This is a genomic window from Nitrosomonas sp. PY1 (assembly GCF_022836435.1).
Taxonomy (GTDB): domain Bacteria; phylum Pseudomonadota; class Gammaproteobacteria; order Burkholderiales; family Nitrosomonadaceae; genus Nitrosomonas.
Genome location: NZ_BQXC01000001.1, coordinates 852748 through 869986 on the forward strand (window position 1 = coordinate 852748; position 17239 = coordinate 869986).

Consider the following 17239-nt stretch of genomic DNA (forward strand, 5'->3'; position numbering starts at 1 on the left):
GAAGGTTGTGGATACACTGGAATTATTGTATTTGTTAGATCAAGAGTTTAGGCCTAGCCTTTCCATGCGATAGCGCAATGATCTGACGGTTATACCGAGTACTTTTGCTGCTTTGGTTCGGTTATAGCGGTTTTGTTCCAGCGCTTTTTCAATGGAATCTTTTTCTAGCTTGTCGAGGAAATCTTGCAGCGGTAATCCTTCTTCATCCGATAAATGAGAGGAGGCTGTTTCGATTTGACTTGTTTCAATTGTTTTTATGGATGCCTTGAACTTTTCAGGCATTTGTAGTTCGTTGCGACCAATTTCTGTATCAGTGCAGAGTGCAAGCGTGCGTTCCAAGATATTCTCGAGTTCACGCACATTCCCAGGATAATCATACTGCATCAGCAATTCGACGGCTTCATTTCTTAATCGGCAAGAAGGCCTACCTGATTCTCTGCAAAGTTTAGCAATAATTTTTTCGGCAATAATTGGAATATCTTCTCGCATTTCACGAAGAGATGGCATATCAAGTTCAATCACATTCAATCGATAGTATAAGTCTTGACGAAATTGACCTGATTCAACGCATTGCGAAAGCTTTTTGTGCGTGGCACTAATGATGCGTACATCAATACCTTTTTCTTGCGTATCGCCAATCCGTCTGACTTGTTTTTCTTGTATTACGCGCAGTAGCTTTACTTGCATTGCCAATGGTAAATCAGCTACTTCATCGAGAAACAGAGTACCGCCTTGTGCCATTAGAAAAAAACCATCATGGTCTTTGTCAGCACCGGTAAATGCTCCTTTTCTATAACCGAAAAATTCACTTTCCATGAGATTCTCGGGAATTGCGCCACAATTAACAGCAATAAAAGATTGGGTATGGCGTGTACTTTTTTCGTGAATCATTCGTGCTGCTAGTTCTTTTCCGCTCCCTGATTCGCCATTGATATAAACGGCAGCTTGACTCCGTGCTAATTTTTCTATCGTGGCTCGTAGTTGATGCATGGGGGGAGAATTGCCCAGCAGCATACGTTGAGCAGGAAGTGGTTGCTCGAGTGTTGGAATGCTTAATGCGGATTTGACAAGATCGCGCAAACCTTTTAATCCAACCGGTTTGGATAAATAATCAAATGCGCCAGCTTTAAGTGCAGCCACTGCATTTTCGGTCGATCCATAGGCAGTGATTACAGCAATTGGGAGATCAGTGTAATATTGAGTAACGTGCTTAACTAAATCTAATCCTTCACCATCCGGTAAACGCATATCGGTTAGACACAATTGGAAATGCTGTGATTTCAGTTGTGTTTTTGCCGCATCGATTGATTGTGCGCTTACTACATCCATACCCATGCGAGCAAGTGTCAATTCGAGCAGCTCAATAATATCGGGTTCATCATCAACAATCAGTATCTTTATTGAAGAACTGTTGTGTTGTGGGTAGGCATTGTTGGTATTATTCATAGGATGTCATGATATTTTTGCATTTGATCCTAAACTGTGTACCGTCAGGATTCTCAACAAATTCTAAAGTGGCTTGATTGGTTTCACATAGTTCACGTGCAATAAATAGTCCTAAGCCGGTTCCTCCAGGCGCAGTGGTGTAAAAAGGTTCAAAAGCTTGCTTACTTTTTTGTAAATCTAGAGGGGGACCATCATTGATAATATCCAAAATAACATGAATTTTTTGTGTATCGGTAGACAATTTAATCTGAATACTGTTTTCTTGTTTTGTGGAATGTCGCAGTGCATTGCTACACAAATTCCATAATACTTGGTTAAGTTGATCTTGATCAAAACTAATCTGGCGATCGTCACCCTCGATGAAATTGAATCGATTTCTATCGGTTTTTTCACTTAAGCAGAATTGTTCTAAAAATTTTTCTATAAAATGATGAACATTGATAATGCTCGGATTCGAGACACGTGCTTGGTGAAGTTGAAGTATATCTTGAACGATTTTATTCAAGCGCCGCGTATTGTCGCAAATGATGTTAACAAGCCGTGTACCGATGTTATTTTCAACACCCTCCTCTTGTAATAACTCGGCAGCATGATTGATGGCTGAAAGCGGGTTACGGATTTCATGTGCAATATTCGTAGTCAAGCGACCCAATGCAGCCAATTTCAATTGCTGTAATTGTGCTTCCATACGGCCCATATCTTCAAGAAAAATAACAGCACCATTACGCATGCTTGACTGTATGGGAACCCACCGTACGTGAACCAAGGCATTCGTGCAGCTAATGCGTAATATTTCCGTATGTTCGATCATACTCTGTTTTTGCCAACCAGACAGTAGGTCGACGAATTCGGGTAGAAGCTCAGATACCTTGAGAGAATCGTTTTGTTTATTAGCTGAATCTAGATTCAACATTGTTTCGGCTAAAGCATTACGTTGTCGAATATTGCCGTCCTCATCTATAACCAGAATTCCTTCAGGAAGTTCTTGTATGATCAGTTGGTTAACTTGTGACATATTAGCCAAATCAATACCTCTTTCAGTCGCAAGTTTTTCGCTACGTACGGTATTTTTTGCGAGCTGATGAGCTAACCAGGCAACCGCAAAATAAGCCATGCCGAGTAAGCTAGCTTGTGAATACTGTGCAGAATAGAAATCTATGGTTATAGAAGCATAAACTTCTTGTAGCAGCAGGCTTATAGTCGCAATCGAAGCGAAAAATAACGCCATTCGACCTTGGCTGATTAATCCTGCAATAGCCAATGAGATCATTACTAGCCCGCCTAATCCGCTTTGTAACCCGCCGCTGGCATAAAGCATGATCGAAAAGAAAAGGATATCTCCAACAAGTTGGAAGGAGAGTTGTCTATCCAGATTGGAAAAACGTAATCGCGTTAATAGCATACACAAGCAACCAAAGATAGCGTATGCGGCGGCAGTATAAACAAACAACAGATAACGATATGCGCCCAAATTGGTTTGATCAAACTTCCATGAAATCAAAATCAATGAACATCCAATCAATAAACGATAAACATTGAAGTAATATAAAAATCGCCAGTGTTGCTCTGTGCAATCACGCTCCGATGTTTCTGAGTTGGGCGATGAATGAATTATTCCGCTTTGATCTGCATTTTGGTATCTTAAGAGGGATTTATGGTTGCTCATGGTATTGATGAGGCTATGACTTTATGTGCAATTCACGATGTTTAGCAGAGCAAAAATATTGATTGTTTTCATTGCTAAGCGCCTCATTTTTCGGAATGTGAGTGCCACAATGTGAGCATATGACCATATCTTCAACCGATTCAATAGAATCATTCGGATTATTTTGTTTGTTTTTTTGAAGCTTAATCAACCAGAAAACAAGGATGGCAATGACGATTAGCAATAAGATTTTTCCCATTCAGATAATTCACTTTAAGATATTGGTAGTTTTAGATTTATCGAGTTATTCGCTAAAGTATAACAATTTGCGATGTAGGTAAATGCTGGAATAACTATCTGAAAATATCTCTATGTTACTGATTAGGCCTGTATTCGGAGTGACGCCAAAAATTATATTACCGCTATATTTCTGGAGATAACATGATTCCGGTACCAAGTGGCTTGACCGCCACTAGAAATAGAGGGTCGTGATTTGTTTGTTGAATAGATAATTATTTCTTTAACTTTGCAAATGCATTTGCCATTGCACTTTGTATCGGCGTGTTAGTGGAATTTTGGTTTTTGGAAGGTAGGGAGTGTTGTTTATTGCGCGATATGGTTTTGTCGAGTCTGCGTTCATTGTGAGTTGTGTGTTGCTTGATACTACTGGAATTGTCATCTAAGCGCATACTAAGTGAGATACGCTTGCGTTTTTCATCGACTTCGATAACTTTTACTTTGATTACTTGGCCCACTTTTACTACGCTGTGAGGATCTTTAACAAAAGTGTTAGAGAGCGCGGAAATATGTACTAAGCCATCTTGATGTACACCAATATCCACGAATGCGCCAAAGGCTGCTACGTTGGTAACAATACCCTCGAGAATCATATCGGGACGCAAATCTTTGATGTCTTGTATATTTTCCTTAAAAACAGCTGTAGTGAATTCCGGACGAGGATCGCGACCGGGCTTTTCTAATTCTTTTAAGATATCTGTAATGGTTGGCACACCAAATCGATGATCGACATATTTACCTGGATTGAGTTTGTTGAGCGTAGCAACATCTCCAATAATGGTTGTTACGTCTTTTTGGATATCTTTGAGAATTTTCTCGACTAGTGGGTAGGATTCTGGGTGAACGCTAGAAGCATCTAGCGGGTTATCGCCATTCATAATACGCAAAAAACCTGCGGCTTGTTCAAAGGTTTTTTCGCCCAAACGAGGAACAGATCTCAATTGCTCACGAGAAGTAAATGCGCCTTGCTGGTCACGGTAATTGACAATGCTTTGCGCCACGCTGTTGCTTAAACCAGAAACACGTGCCAATAAAGCGATAGAAGCGGTATTGACATCCACGCCGACTGCATTGACACAATCTTCTACTACGGCATCCAATGATCGCGCTAATTGAATTTGACTGACATCATGTTGGTACTGACCTACACCGATAGATTTCGGGTCTATCTTGACCAGTTCTGCTAAGGGATCTTGCAAGCGACGTGCAATAGAGACGGCTCCGCGAATCGACACATCCAAGTCAGGCAGCTCTTTGGAAGCAAATTCAGAAGCGGAGTAGACGGATGCGCCTGCTTCTGATACCACGATTTTACTTAAATTTAGCTCTGGAAATTGTTTGATTAAATCTTGTACTAGTTTATCGGTTTCACGTGATGCGGTGCCGTTACCGATAGAAATCAGTGCAATATTGTGTTTTTTGGCAAGTATGGCAAGCTTGTGCAAAGCATTTTGCCAATCGTTGCGTGGTGCGTGGGGATAGATCGTATCGTGCTCCAAGACTTTTCCGGTGCTGTCGACGACGGCTATTTTGACACCGGTACGCAATCCAGGATCTAAGCCAATTGTGGCTCGAGGGCCAGCGGGTGATGCTAATAGCAAGTTTTTTAAATTTCGTGCAAATATCTGAATGGCTTCTGCTTCTGATTTTTCACGCAGAGCGGTCATCAATTCGGTTTCCAAATGCAATAATATCTTTACGCGCCATGCCCAGCGCACTGTTTCTAGTAACCATTTATCGGCGGGTCGATTTTTGTTTTCTACACTAACGTGTTTGGCGATGCGTGCTTCACAAGGATTAAATGGCGCCTCCCATTTGGGTTTTTCTGCTTCACAGTCCAACCGTAAGGTGATCTTTAAAAATTCTTCGCGACGACCACGGAAAATGGCTAACGCACGGTGCGAAGGAATTTTATCCAAGTTTTCGATGTAGTCAAAATAATCGCTGAATTTAATACCGGCTTCTTCTTGACCGGCTATAACTTTAGTTTCTACTACACCGTGTTCTAGTAAATATTCGCGCAAGGATTGTAGTAGCGAGGCATCTTCAGAGAAGCGTTCCATTAAAATCTGACGCGCTCCTTCCAAAGCGGCTTTTACATCGGATACACCCGGATTATTACCGTCGAGTGTGGTAAAAGCTGGTTTAATAAATGATTGCGCTGTTTGTTCGGGGTTAAGCATTGGGTTGGCCATGAGGTTATCTGCTAAAACATCCAATCCCGCTTCGATGGCGATTTGCGCTTTAGTTCGACGTTTTGGTTTATAGGGTAAATATAAATCTTCCAAATGTGTTTTATCTTCTGCGAGTAAAATGCTGCTTTGTAATTCTGGCGTGAGTTTTCCTTGTTCTTCAATACTGGCCAAAATAGTTTTTCGCCTACTTTCTAACTCACGTAGATAGCGTAAACGTTCTTCCAATAAACGTAATTGTGTATCATCCAAATTGTCCGTTAATTCTTTGCGATAACGCGCGATAAAAGGGACGGTAGCTCCTTCATCGAGTAAAGTAATTGCGGCTTGGATTTGGTGCGTATTGGTCGACAATTCATGCGCTAAACGCTGTTCTATTGAGGGCAACATAATAGGGATTCAAAAGAAAATAGGAGAAAAACAAATATGATGATACGCAGTTCAAAAAATAGCGCAATCTTGACAATTTAATTGAAGATGCGGTGAAAATTCTGTTATTGATAGGATCGAGAAAATTTCCAATAGGCTATTTTAATGTGCCGAATGTGTTAAATGATGCTTGATGCAATGGGTACTCGGTTGATTGAATAAAACACCATGTTTAGTGAAATTATCGGAATGCAGGCAGCAAAATTATCCAGATACGCGGTTTGGGTTGTTGGATTGACTATTTCAGCCGCTAGTTATGCATCAAATGATGCAGTTCATATCGATCATCAAGTTGATGAAGTTGTATTCCAAGGGTGGCAAGTATTTTCAGAAAACTGTGGATCATGCCATGGCGATTTTGGTCAAGGTAAAATAGCACCCGATTTAACGCAACAAATTAGAACGTTATCAGAGGAAGACTTTGCTCATATTGTAACAAATGGAAAAGGGCTGATGCCACCTTGGAAAGCCAATCAAGAGGTGATGTACAGTATGCGCAATATGTATCGCTATCTTAAAGCACGATCCGATGGGGTGCTGCAGGAAGGTGTACCTGTGAAACCAAGGTAGATAATAATTCAGTGAAACTGAATGGATACAACTGAATTATTATCCGCAGTCTAAATTTTATTACTGTAAGGCTTTTTGGGCGTCAGCAGTTTTTTCTTCATTGGATGCGGTTTCAGCCAATTCTCTATGCATTTTTGCTTTTTCTAAAGCTGCTTCGACTGCTGCTTCGTGTTCGCGCACATTGGCCTTAGCATGAGAGTGTTCTGACAAGCCTTCCGGGCCAAAATAGTAGGAATGATTGGCATATTCTTCGACGATTTCTTGATGGTGTTCTAGCAGAATTTGTTCTGATTTGGCGTGATCCTCATAATGTTTCGCCAAGGCAGCGTGATCATTGTCGTCGATGCCTTCAACCTCTGCTGCAATCGAAGTGGAACTGGTCAGCAACAGACTTGAAAAAGCAAATGTTACAATGCTCGCCCGAAATTTTGATGTTATCATAATTCCTAATTCCCCATAAATTTTTAAAGGCGTATCAGGGTAGCTACTTAGAACATCTTTTGATATCGGGAAATATATTATTTTAATCTAATGGAATCCCTTAAATCTATGCCGGAATATTGCCTGGAAATAGTATATTGCAGGAAGAATTTTATTGCTAAGCCTAAAATAGATACGCGTCTTTTCGTTATAGTCGACGCGTATTCGAATTTTTAGGTTGACTAAAATCAGGGGATTTTAGTTATTGCTTTTAGCATTGATTTCGGTACATTTATCAATAAAGGCTTGACGTGCAGTCTCGTCGTTTTTGAATGCTGTCAGCGATGATTCCATGCCTCTTCCAGAGCAGTTAGCTGCATCGGGTGTAGGAACGCCACCACAGCCGATTAAAGCAATACTAAGACCAATTATGCATACGATACCGTATTTATTCTTCATTTAAAAATTCCTCTTTCCTGTAAATATTCTCTATGGCTTGATCTATTTTTCAGTCACCTAGCGTTAGTTTAGCCACACGAACCTAACAAGGCGATTTTACCTGAATCTTGATGATCTTTGTATTTTTGCCATGTTTTTGGATATATGGCGTGCGTCGATACTGGGTTGACTTAATTAACGATAAGCGACTGTGTGCAATAATGAACGGGTAGATAAAGACAGGAGCTTGAGTTATTGTGATCGTGTATGATAAGGCTATCATTTATTTCTCGAATTTAATTCTCCGTTGCTTGCGGCGGAATGCTTGTAAATATCGGAGAGGCGACAGACAGAAATTCAACCTATGATAAGGCTAGATGTAAGACGTTTCGTCGTACCAAATTTATAGCCAAATAGATTCATTTGTTTGTTGAAATAGAGTAAATATTATGGTTTTTTCAATATTTTTCCTTTTATTATGGAGCATATAATGCTTACCGTAATACCAAAGCCTAGTATTATTGTTTGAAATCAAAGATAGTATTTTTGAAAATTAGGTATAGATACTGGTGCGGGCTAATTGATTGTAGAAAACTGTGTGTATTACTAAAGAACTAAGTCAATCCACAAAAGAGAAGACGGAAGATTTTTACCAGCATTAATAATCAAAGTATTTCGAGAGATATAAATGGTTAAATCTGATGCTCGTTAGAGCTGTTGTAAATATTTGAGTAAGGATGATAGTTCGATAGTATTAGATCTGGCTCCCATAGATTAAATATAAAATGCAACAGATGAAATGCATTCATCAGAATTGATTATTTTGGTAGTAGCGCACCAAATACAAATATAACGCGCTGATACTTATTTATCGCCTGGAACGTAACATGGCGGTAACACATAGGCTGTCATTGTATTGCCAGGTAAAGACAGGATAGCACTTATCGGTGTTTTTAAATCAACATAACTTAGTATTTAGTATGTATTTGGAAATGACGATTTTTATCATATTTTTTAAGTATTTATAAACCCAATGAGCCCTGATTGGATTAATTTCCATGCTAAAAATAATTAATTCAATAAATCGTAAATGTAAAAATCGATAACATGAAACCTCTAGCTTTTGTTTTTCCACAAATTAATAGAATAGAATTAAATATCTCTACTGTGCTTGTATTGGTTGCTGCATTATTTTTAGCAATTACAAGCGGGATATTTGCGGCTTATGGGAATTTATATCTATTAATTGCATTACTCGGAGTATATGGCGCTTTGTTTGTTTTAATTGTGCCGACCTCATGGATCGTGTGGATGATATTTTTCTCAGCATTTCTTATTACCGGGCCGAGTGCCTACTTTATTAGATTTACTCAAATACAATGGCTAACAGTATTAATTAGTGCATCTTTATATCTACCTGTGATTTTCAATATCTTACAGAGCAAGATAAATGTTTTGTACAGAAGGTTTTCCATCAATTTGTTTCTTCCTGTGGCTTTTATCTTTTTGGCAGTTTTGTCGAGCATTATAAATCACTCTCAGTTTACCGATATTCTGCATGCTTCCCGTCATTATTTTTTTATGTGGTCATTGATGCTGGTGTTTGCTTTTGGTTTGGTTCCTCCAGAAACTTTTGTCAAGATATGGAGAGCATTATTAATTATCGCGGTTCTGCAGTTGCCTATGGCGTTGTATCAATATTTTTTTGTGGCCAGGCAAGACGCACGAATGTCACCTTGGGATGCAGTTATCGGAACATTCCAGGGAAATATTGAGGGTGGCGGTGATAGTGCGGCAATGGCCATGATGCTGATCATTGCGATACTAACAAGTATCGCGTTATGGCGAGAGCAAAATCTCAAGCTTGGTTGGATGATTTGGGTCGTAATTGCTGGAATTGCAACAATGATTCTGGCAGAAGTTAAAGCGATGGTAATGTTATTGCCGGTTCCCATTGCTCTTTATTATCGCAAAGAGCTTGTTAAAAAGCCTATTGAGACAGCAGTTGTTATGATCGGAGTACTTTTATTAGTAGGGGGAATTTTAACTGCCTATAAGGATATTCATTACGACACTAGCGCTACTCGGGTAAATTCTGCTTATGATTCCATCGTAAACGCAATTACTCCAAATCCGGGTGAGGATAGCGCTCACGTAGGGCGAGTGACACTTTTAGTCAATTGGTGGAATAATAATGTTGTTCATGGAGAGGTGCATAACACCATATTTGGTTATGGTATCGGTGCGGTTCACTCAAGCAAGGCACAGAGAGGGAAAATAGCTAGCTTGTATGAATATAAAATTGCCAAAACTACCTCTGTGATTTTACTATGGGAAACAGGTATTTTAGGTCATTTGGTTTTTCTTATGATTCTTTTGTTTGGGGCCAAGGCATCTGCTGATGCAGCTAAAACTGAATATATTCCATCTATTCATCGTGTATTACTTAGAGCCGGAGCTATTAGTTTAATATTGCTTGTAATAACTCTACCTTATAGCAATTTTCATTTGTTTTCTATTCCTACTCAGTTTTTGATGATGTTAATGCTTGGGCAGTCACTTTATTGGTCTAATTCCATTAAATCCAAAAATTTCTCTAAGTTATTGTAAAATAAAACACTATATATGTTTTTATAGTGTATTTAATTATAAAGTTCATAGAATGAATTTATAGCGTGCCTTATTTTTTGAATATAAATGGATACATTAAAAGTAATGCACTAAGCGTTATTGTGGATGTTTAAGTATTGATAAGCGAATGGAATATTTATATGGTGAATATCGATTCAAATAAGACTGTAAATTCTTCGGGCGATAATTTTCGTGTTTTATATGTTTGTTCAGCAGCGCGAAGTGGTTCCACTTTAACGGATATGTTTGTAGGAGGACACAGTCAGGCAGCTTCTTTGGGAGAACTTAATTTCTTAGGTAATGGAATTAGCTTAAATCATAAATGTAGCTGTGGCATGGATTTACGTATATGTAGCCAATGGCACGAAGTTTTTGATGCAATTAAGTATTCAACTAATATTGATTTTCTTGTAAATCCGTATGCCTATAATTTATGGGATGCTATTTCATCTGATACTATTGATTATGAGTGGCAAACAAGATCAAAAGTGTTAGCTATCAATTTTAGGAAGGCATGGTTATCTAGTCGAAATTTATTGCCAGGTTTACTACGTGATTTTATACCGATACCTCCTTCACTTAGTAAGGCATTAGATAACAAGATGAATTTATATCGTGAAATCGCACATTGTTGGAAAAAATCGATAATTGTGGATTCTTCTAAAAATGACCGTGAAGCTATTGAGTTATTTAAAAAATGGCCGGCTAACATCAAGATCGTGCTACTAACTCGTGATGGTCGAGGCGTTTATTTTTCTAGACGATCAAGTGGATATACTCAATCAGAAAGTATTAAAGGCTGGTTAAATTATTATCGACGTGCGCTCCCAGCGCTGGACAAGTTTATTCCCCCAGAGAGTTTTTTAAAAATACGCTATGAAGATTTAGCTACTAAACCAGAGGAAGTGGGGCGTATCTTGTGTAATTTTGCACATATTCCTTTCGAGCCAGAAATGCTTGACTTCACTCGATTCACAAGACATTTGGTGGGTGGAAACAATATGCGATTTTCTTCAAATAAAAAGATTGAACTGGACATCCGTTGGCAAACTGAGTTATACGGAGATGAATTAGATTTTTTCACACGCACCGGTGGCGATATGAATCACCAGCTCGGTTATCAGTAATAGTTGTTATTTAATGGAAGCTTGCCAGCGAAGCGTGCCGTTGATATTTTCTGGTTCATCACACAGCGGCTTCCTTGGCTGGCCTTGCATTTGATGATCTGATTTAGGACGTGTGCAACACGCTCTGATGGAGGCGATATACCCACTTCTATTCTCAATTCTACGCGGTTGATGTCATCTAGTACATTAAAGGTTCGGAAAGACTGTCATTGGTGAATCGACGCAGCGATACTAACAGGCTGGTTTTGTATTTTGTATGATCTACTGCGCTATCACTTTGTTGTGAGAGGTTGTTGCATCATTTAAGAGTGGATTACCCTAGGGTGCTGTTGAGAGGAATTTAACTTTCGATCGGCTAATTACGGATCAACAAATTTTCCAATGTGAGCTGATAAATATTCGCCAGTCTTTCCAGATCAGAAACATGTACGTGCTCGTTGATCTTATGGATGGTGGCATTGCACGGACCGAATTCAACCACTTGTTTGCAAATGTCAGCGATAAATCTTCCATCCGATGTGCCACCGGAAGTCGATAGTTCTGGGTGAATATCCGTGATTTGCGTAATGGCGTCACTGATTGCGGTAGCTAGTTCACCTTTAGGCGTTAGGAAGGGTTTTCCAGATAACTCCCAAATCAAATCGTAATCTAATTGATGACGATCAAGGGTGTTATGAATACGGTCTTTGAGTGATTCAATCGTGCTGGCGGTTGAGAAACGAAAATTGAATAAAATGTCCAGTCTCCCGGGGATTACATTGGTTGCACCAGTACCGGCATGAATATTGGAAATATGCCAAGTGGTCGGTGGAAAATATTCGTTGCCTTGGTCCCATTCGATATTTGCCAGTTCCGCAATTGCAGGTGCGGCGAGGTGGATAGGGTTTTTTGCCAGGTGTGGGTAGGCAATGTGGCCTTGAATGCCCTTGATCGTCAAGCTTCCGGATAGAGAACCACGGCGTCCGTTTTTGATGGTATCACCAAGTTTATCCATACAGGTTGGTTCGCCGACAATGCAGTAATCTAATAATTCACCGCGTGCTTGCAGCGTTTCAACGACCTTGACGGTACCATTTACCGCGATTCCTTCTTCGTCGGATGTAATGAGTAAAGCGATCGAGCCTTGATGGTCGCTATGTTTATCGAGAAAGGATTCGATGGCAGTGATGAATGCGGCCAGTGAAGATTTCATATCGGCGGCACCGCGACCATATAAGCAATCGTCGCGAATGGTCGGAACAAATGGATCGCTGTCCCATTGTTCTAGCGGACCGGCTGGTACGACATCGGTATGTCCAGCAAAACATACTACCGGTACAGTATTGCCACGCCGTGCCCAAAGATTATCTACTTCGCCAAAACGCATGGTTTCAATATGAAAGCCGAGCACTTTTAAGCGTGCAATCAGAATTTCCTGGCATCCTTTGTCGAATGGTGTCTGTGAGGCGCGGGCGATGAGTGCTTGTGCAAGCGTGAGTGTGTCATTCGACATAATTTATTTCCTAACATATAGAAATTGAATTGTTTTTCGTGGTCTGAGCAGATCAGTTATGCATTTGCTGCGGTATTCAAGGTGACGATTATGGTGTAAAAATACACGACTAGTATAGAGCTTTAAGCAATTATCAGGTACATTTGAAGGGTAAACGTTTTGCGTTTTATAGTAGTGTAACCAGATTTTATCTTACTCAATTTTTGCGTATATAGCTTGTGGTGGCTGCGCGCGGATTGTTCGAATCATTATGGAGAGTAACTATGCTAGCGTTTCTTTTCTATGTAATTTTGACTATTGTTGCATTGATCAGCGTTGTTCTGATGATACCGGTATTGCGCCGAACTTTGGTATCGCGTCCAGTGTTGAAAATTTTTCGCCGCATGTTACCGAAGATATCGCAAACCGAGCAAGAAGCATTGGATGCAGGAACGGTATGGTGGGAAGGTGAATTATTCAGCGGTAAACCCGATTGGAAAAAAATGCTGGCTTATCCAAGACCACACTTAACAGCAGAAGAAGAAGCCTTTTTGAATGGGCCGACAGAACAATTATGTGCGTTACTGAATGAATGGAAGATTACGCACGAATTAAAGGATTTACCCCCTGAAGTTTGGGAATTCATCCGCAGCCAGGGATTTTTTGGTTTGGTCATTCCCAAAGAATATGGCGGTTACGGTTTTTCCGCATTGGCGCACTCTGAAGTTGTGATGAAATTGGCGTCGCGTAGTGGCACGGCGGCGGTGACCGTAATGGTACCCAATTCACTTGGTCCAGCGGAATTGTTGTTGTATTATGGTACTGACAAGCAAAAAGAATATTACCTACCTCGCTTAGCCAAGGGGCTAGAAATTCCGTGTTTTGCATTAACTTCTCCTGATGCAGGTTCTGATGCAGGCGCAATGCCAGACTCCGCAGTGGTATGTCGTCAGGATTACGATGGACAGGCAAATGTGTTGGGTATGCGAGTGACTTGGGAGAAACGCTATATCACATTAGGTCCGGTCGCAACGATATTAGGCTTGGCATTTAAATTATACGATCCGGATCGATTATTAGGAGGTGAAGAGAGCCTCGGCATTACGCTGGCTCTTATCCCGACGAATACGCCCGGAGTGAACATCGGAAGACGTCATTATCCTTTAAATGGGGTGTTTCAAAATGGTCCCAATTCGGGTAAAGATGTGTTTATTCCGATGGATTGGGTGATTGGCGGTCAAGAGAGGATCGGGCAAGGTTGGCGCATGCTGATGAATTGCTTGGCAGCAGGGCGTGCCATTTCATTACCTGCAACGGGTGTTGGTGCTGCGAAACTGGCAGCGAGAACGAGCGGTGCTTATAGCCGGGTGCGCGTTCAGTTCAAAATACCAATCGGGTATTTTGAGGGCGTGGAAGAGGCATTGGCGCGAATCGGCGGTAATACTTATATGATGGATGCGGCGCGCGTGATGACTGTGAGTTCGATCGATTTGGGCGAGAAACCATCAGTAGCTTCAGCCATTGTTAAGTATCATTTGACTGAACGTGGACGACAAGCGGTCAGTGATGCGATGGACATTCATGGCGGCAAAGGGATTTGTATCGGTCCCAGAAACTATATCGGACGGACTTATCAACAAGTTCCGGTGAGTATTACAGTGGAAGGCGCCAATATATTGACGCGCAGCATGATTATTTTTGGTCAGGGAGCCATGCGTTGTCATCCTTTTCTACTGAAAGAAGTCCATGCGGCTTATGATAGCGATCTGCAGCGAGCACTAATGGATTTTGATGCCGCGTTGGTTGGGCATGCTAAGTTCACTATGCGAAATACCGCTAATAGCCTGATTTATGGTTTGTTCGGTCGCTATCTGGAAAGTACCGCGCCATCAAACTGCTCGCCAGAAACAGTGGTTTATTACCGAAAGCTGACGCATTTTTCTGCTAGCTTTGCATGTATTTCAGACATTGCCTTGATGCGCCTAGGCGGTTCACTTAAACGCAGAGAAAGATTATCGGCGCGACTGGGTGATATTTTGAGCTTGTTGTATTTGTGTTCCGCTACGTTAAAACGCTTCGAAGATGATAGCTGTCCTGATTCTGACCTGCCGTTGCTGCATTGGTCGATGCAAGATGCGCTGTATCAAATACAACGCGCATTTGATGAATTTCTAACAAACTTTCCGGTACCGATTGTTTTCGTTTGGATGTTAAAAGCTTTGGTATTCCCAGTAGGCAAGCGTTGTCGACTGCCAAGTGATGAATTGTCTCATCAAGTCGCTAGGATTTTAATGAAACCCGGTGCCGTACGAGATCGCTTGACGACAGGAGTGTATGTGCCTAAAAGCAGTTCGGATGCAAATAATGAACCAATAGCTGATTTGGAACTGGCGCTTCAATGTGCCATCGATAGTGAAGCGGCAGAAGCGAAAATGCGCGAGGGCATCAAATCGAAATATATTACTGCGAAAGGTGACGGAAAAATTGCACAAGCGTTGCAATTGAATTATATAACGGATGCAGAAGCGAATTTGCTTCGCCGCTTGAAGGAGTTGCGCAGTAAAGTAGTCAAAGTAGACGACTTTGCGGCAGATTTTAGTACCAAAGCCGAAGAGAAGGCTTGATTAGCAGCTTATTCATTTAGGGGGATGCGATGCAGATAAGACCGCAGGGTATGATCGACGTGATCTCAGTCGAGCAGGCTAAAACGCTGGATGGGCTTTTTAGAGAGCGCGTTCAACGTTCGCCTGAGAATGTTGCGTATCGTTATTTCAATACCAACGCTGAGCAATGGGCTGGTTATACCTGGAGCGAGATGAATCGCTTTGTGTCGCGTTGGCAAGTGGCTTTAAAGCAGGAATCGTTAGTGCCGGGCGACCGTGTTGCGATCATGACAAGAAACTGCCCCGAATGGGTGATGTTCGAACAAGCAGCGCTTGGATTGGGCTTGGTGGTAGTGCCTTTATATACGGATGATCGAGCTGAGAATGCCGCCTATATTTTGCAACACTCTGGTGCTAAAGTATTGTTGCTTGAAAATTGGCGTCAATGGAACGATTTGCTTGCATTACCCGCAGAAATAAAACAACAAATGAGTGGAGTGCAGCGTATAGCGATATTGCATTTCACTGAATTAAGTTCCCAAGGTGATGATGTCAAAGATCACCGGATCATATCAGTACGCGATTGGCTACCTGAACAGGCTAGCGATGTACAACATTGCAACGAAGATGGAAATAGTTTAGCGACGATTGTGTATACCTCGGGTACATCCGGATTTCCTAAAGGAGTGATGCTGAGTCACCATAATATTCTAACCAATGCGTATGCTGGCCTTCAAGTCGCTACGATCTCTCAGCAAGATCTGGTGCTTTCATTTTTACCGCTATCACACACTTTTGAGCGTACTGGGAGTTATTACTTAGCGATGATGGCTGGTGCGACTACGGCTTATAACCGCTCTATCTCGGAACTACAGCAGGATTTGTCGATAATACGCCCTACCTTGATGTTTTCTGTTCCACGTGTCTTTGAAAGAATCAATGCTGGTATTCGAGCAAAGCTTGCTGATGGCTCTGCTTTTGCACGCTGGTTATTCTATCTTGCAATCGATGTGGGATACAGCCGCTTTGAATATCAGCAAGGAAGAGGCGCTTGGAGTCCGAAGCATTTATTGTGGCCCATTTTAAAAAGATTGGTGGCTGATAAGGTATTGAGTAAGCTCGGTGGACGATTGCTCTATGTGGTTAGCGGAGGCGCTGAATTGTCGCCTGATGTTTCGCGTACTTTTATAGGTCTAGGTTTATGTCTTTTGCAGGGGTATGGCATGACGGAGAGCAGTCCTGTCGTGAGTATTAATCGCCCGGATGATAACCTGCCTGCTAGCGTCGGCTGTGCGATTTCAGGTGTCGAGGTTAAACTGGGAGAACAGGGCGCATTATTGATTCGGGGTCCCAATGTCATGTTGGGTTATTGGAATAATCCAGAAGCAACCCAACAAGCGATATCTTCAGATGGGTGGTTAAATTCCGGCGATATTGCGCGCATTGACGAGCAAGGTCATATTTTTATTACCGGTCGTTTAAAAGAAATTATTGTGTTGTCGACAGGTGAAAAGGTTCCTCCCGCTGATATGGAATCCGCTATTAAGCGGGATTCTTTGTTTGAGCAAGTGATGGTCATAGGGGAGGCGCGTTCCTACTTAAGCGCTTTGGTCGTATGTAATGCAAAAGAGCTGGAAAAAATCAAGGCTCAATACGGCTCTGATCATGCAAGCAGCCAGAAGGAGCAAAAAAGTCAAATCGAGGAAGCACTCTTGGAAAGAATCACACAACAGACCAGTAGTTTTCCTGGGTACGCATGGATACGTCGGGTAGTGCTGATTGATGAGCCATGGACCGTGGAGAACGGATTATTAACACCGACACAAAAATTAAAACGCCGTAAGGTGATGGAAAAGTATCGCGAAGCAATCGATCAACTGTATGGTAGACATTAACAGGCATTAAATTTTGACAAAGCTTTTTCGCATTTTCGGTGTTGAGCAAAGTATTAGACACGGTATGAAAGGAAT

General features: G+C 41.4%; 12 protein-coding genes. 5 read left to right on the forward strand and 7 right to left on the reverse strand.

The genetic code is table 11. The features are described from left to right. Positions 1-39: 39 nt before the first annotated feature. From W03_RS03870 to W03_RS03880, 4 genes are all read right to left on the reverse strand, one after another. On the reverse strand, positions 40-1446 hold the full coding sequence (locus tag W03_RS03870) for a sigma-54 dependent transcriptional regulator (RefSeq protein ID WP_244071571.1): 1407 nt from the start codon (positions 1444-1446) through the stop codon (positions 40-42). Then, positions 1439-3112, reverse strand: a complete 1674-nt coding sequence (locus W03_RS03875) for a nitrogen regulation protein NR(II) (RefSeq protein WP_244071573.1) — start codon at positions 3110-3112, stop codon at positions 1439-1441. Before W03_RS03875 ends, W03_RS03870 begins: the two co-directional genes overlap by 8 nt. Positions 3113-3125: 13 nt before the next feature. Further along, on the reverse strand, positions 3126-3350 hold the full coding sequence (locus W03_RS13520) for a PP0621 family protein (RefSeq protein WP_375792710.1): 225 nt from the start codon (positions 3348-3350) through the stop codon (positions 3126-3128). Positions 3351-3603: 253 nt separating this feature from the next. Further along, positions 3604-5970, reverse strand: coding sequence for a Tex family protein (locus W03_RS03880; protein ID WP_244071575.1), 2367 nt, complete (start codon positions 5968-5970; stop codon positions 3604-3606). 207 nt (positions 5971-6177) lie between these two features. Here W03_RS03880 and W03_RS03885 point away from each other — a divergent pair, with 207 nt between their 5' ends. Next, the gene (locus tag W03_RS03885; protein ID WP_244071577.1) at positions 6178-6579 is read left to right on the forward strand and encodes a cytochrome c; all 402 of its coding nucleotides are present in this window, start codon (positions 6178-6180) and stop codon (positions 6577-6579) included. A 60-nt stretch (positions 6580-6639) separates the two neighbouring features. On the opposite strand, the gene W03_RS03890 is transcribed toward W03_RS03885, so the two are convergent. Continuing rightward, positions 6640-7020, reverse strand: a complete 381-nt coding sequence (locus W03_RS03890) for a hypothetical protein (RefSeq protein ID WP_244071579.1) — start codon at positions 7018-7020, stop codon at positions 6640-6642. A gap of 237 nt (positions 7021-7257) precedes the next feature. Beyond that, positions 7258-7458 (reverse strand): entry exclusion lipoprotein TrbK, encoded by a 201-nt coding sequence (locus W03_RS03895; RefSeq protein WP_244071581.1) that lies wholly within the window; start codon positions 7456-7458, stop codon positions 7258-7260. Between the two features lie 1086 nt (positions 7459-8544). Between W03_RS03895 and W03_RS03900 the strand changes: the two genes are divergently transcribed. After that, on the forward strand, positions 8545-10047 hold the full coding sequence (locus tag W03_RS03900) for a hypothetical protein (protein WP_244071583.1): 1503 nt from the start codon (positions 8545-8547) through the stop codon (positions 10045-10047). Positions 10048-10208: 161 nt separating this feature from the next. Next, positions 10209-11195 carry a sulfotransferase gene (locus tag W03_RS03905; RefSeq protein ID WP_244071585.1) on the forward strand — a complete coding sequence of 329 codons (987 nt, stop codon included), beginning with the start codon at positions 10209-10211 and terminating at the stop codon, positions 11193-11195. Positions 11196-11550: 355 nt separating this feature from the next. Here the strand turns inward: W03_RS03905 and dapE are convergent, their stop codons facing one another. Then, the gene (gene dapE, locus W03_RS03915) at positions 11551-12687 is read right to left on the reverse strand and encodes a succinyl-diaminopimelate desuccinylase (RefSeq protein ID WP_244071587.1); all 1137 of its coding nucleotides are present in this window, start codon (positions 12685-12687) and stop codon (positions 11551-11553) included. 263 nt (positions 12688-12950) lie between these two features. Between dapE and W03_RS03920 the strand changes: the two genes are divergently transcribed. Beyond that, positions 12951-15290, forward strand: a complete 2340-nt coding sequence (locus W03_RS03920; protein ID WP_244071589.1) for an acyl-CoA dehydrogenase — start codon at positions 12951-12953, stop codon at positions 15288-15290. A 29-nt stretch (positions 15291-15319) separates the two neighbouring features. Continuing rightward, positions 15320-17164, forward strand: a complete 1845-nt coding sequence (locus W03_RS03925) for a long-chain fatty acid--CoA ligase (RefSeq protein ID WP_244071591.1) — start codon at positions 15320-15322, stop codon at positions 17162-17164. The last annotated feature ends 75 nt before the right edge of the window (positions 17165-17239 follow it).

What these genes read in the sequence shown, in the direction of transcription:
- W03_RS03895 (WP_244071581.1), bottom strand. Translation starts at nt 7,458, where the DNA reads ATGAAGAATAAATACGGTATCGTATGCATAATTGGTCTTAGTATTGCT.
- W03_RS03875 (WP_244071573.1), bottom strand. Translation starts at nt 3,112, where the DNA reads ATGAGCAACCATAAATCCCTCTTAAGATACCAAAATGCAGATCAAAGC.
- W03_RS03920 (WP_244071589.1), top strand. Translation starts at nt 12,951, where the DNA reads ATGCTAGCGTTTCTTTTCTATGTAATTTTGACTATTGTTGCATTGATC.
- W03_RS03890 (WP_244071579.1), bottom strand. Translation starts at nt 7,020, where the DNA reads ATGATAACATCAAAATTTCGGGCGAGCATTGTAACATTTGCTTTTTCA.
- W03_RS13520 (WP_375792710.1), bottom strand. Translation starts at nt 3,350, where the DNA reads ATGGGAAAAATCTTATTGCTAATCGTCATTGCCATCCTTGTTTTCTGG.
- W03_RS03900 (WP_244071583.1), top strand. Translation starts at nt 8,545, where the DNA reads ATGAAACCTCTAGCTTTTGTTTTTCCACAAATTAATAGAATAGAATTA.
- W03_RS03885 (WP_244071577.1), top strand. Translation starts at nt 6,178, where the DNA reads ATGTTTAGTGAAATTATCGGAATGCAGGCAGCAAAATTATCCAGATAC.
- dapE (WP_244071587.1), bottom strand. Translation starts at nt 12,687, where the DNA reads ATGTCGAATGACACACTCACGCTTGCACAAGCACTCATCGCCCGCGCC.
- W03_RS03870 (WP_244071571.1), bottom strand. Translation starts at nt 1,446, where the DNA reads ATGAATAATACCAACAATGCCTACCCACAACACAACAGTTCTTCAATA.
- W03_RS03905 (WP_244071585.1), top strand. Translation starts at nt 10,209, where the DNA reads ATGGTGAATATCGATTCAAATAAGACTGTAAATTCTTCGGGCGATAAT.
- W03_RS03880 (WP_244071575.1), bottom strand. Translation starts at nt 5,970, where the DNA reads ATGTTGCCCTCAATAGAACAGCGTTTAGCGCATGAATTGTCGACCAAT.
- W03_RS03925 (WP_244071591.1), top strand. Translation starts at nt 15,320, where the DNA reads ATGCAGATAAGACCGCAGGGTATGATCGACGTGATCTCAGTCGAGCAG.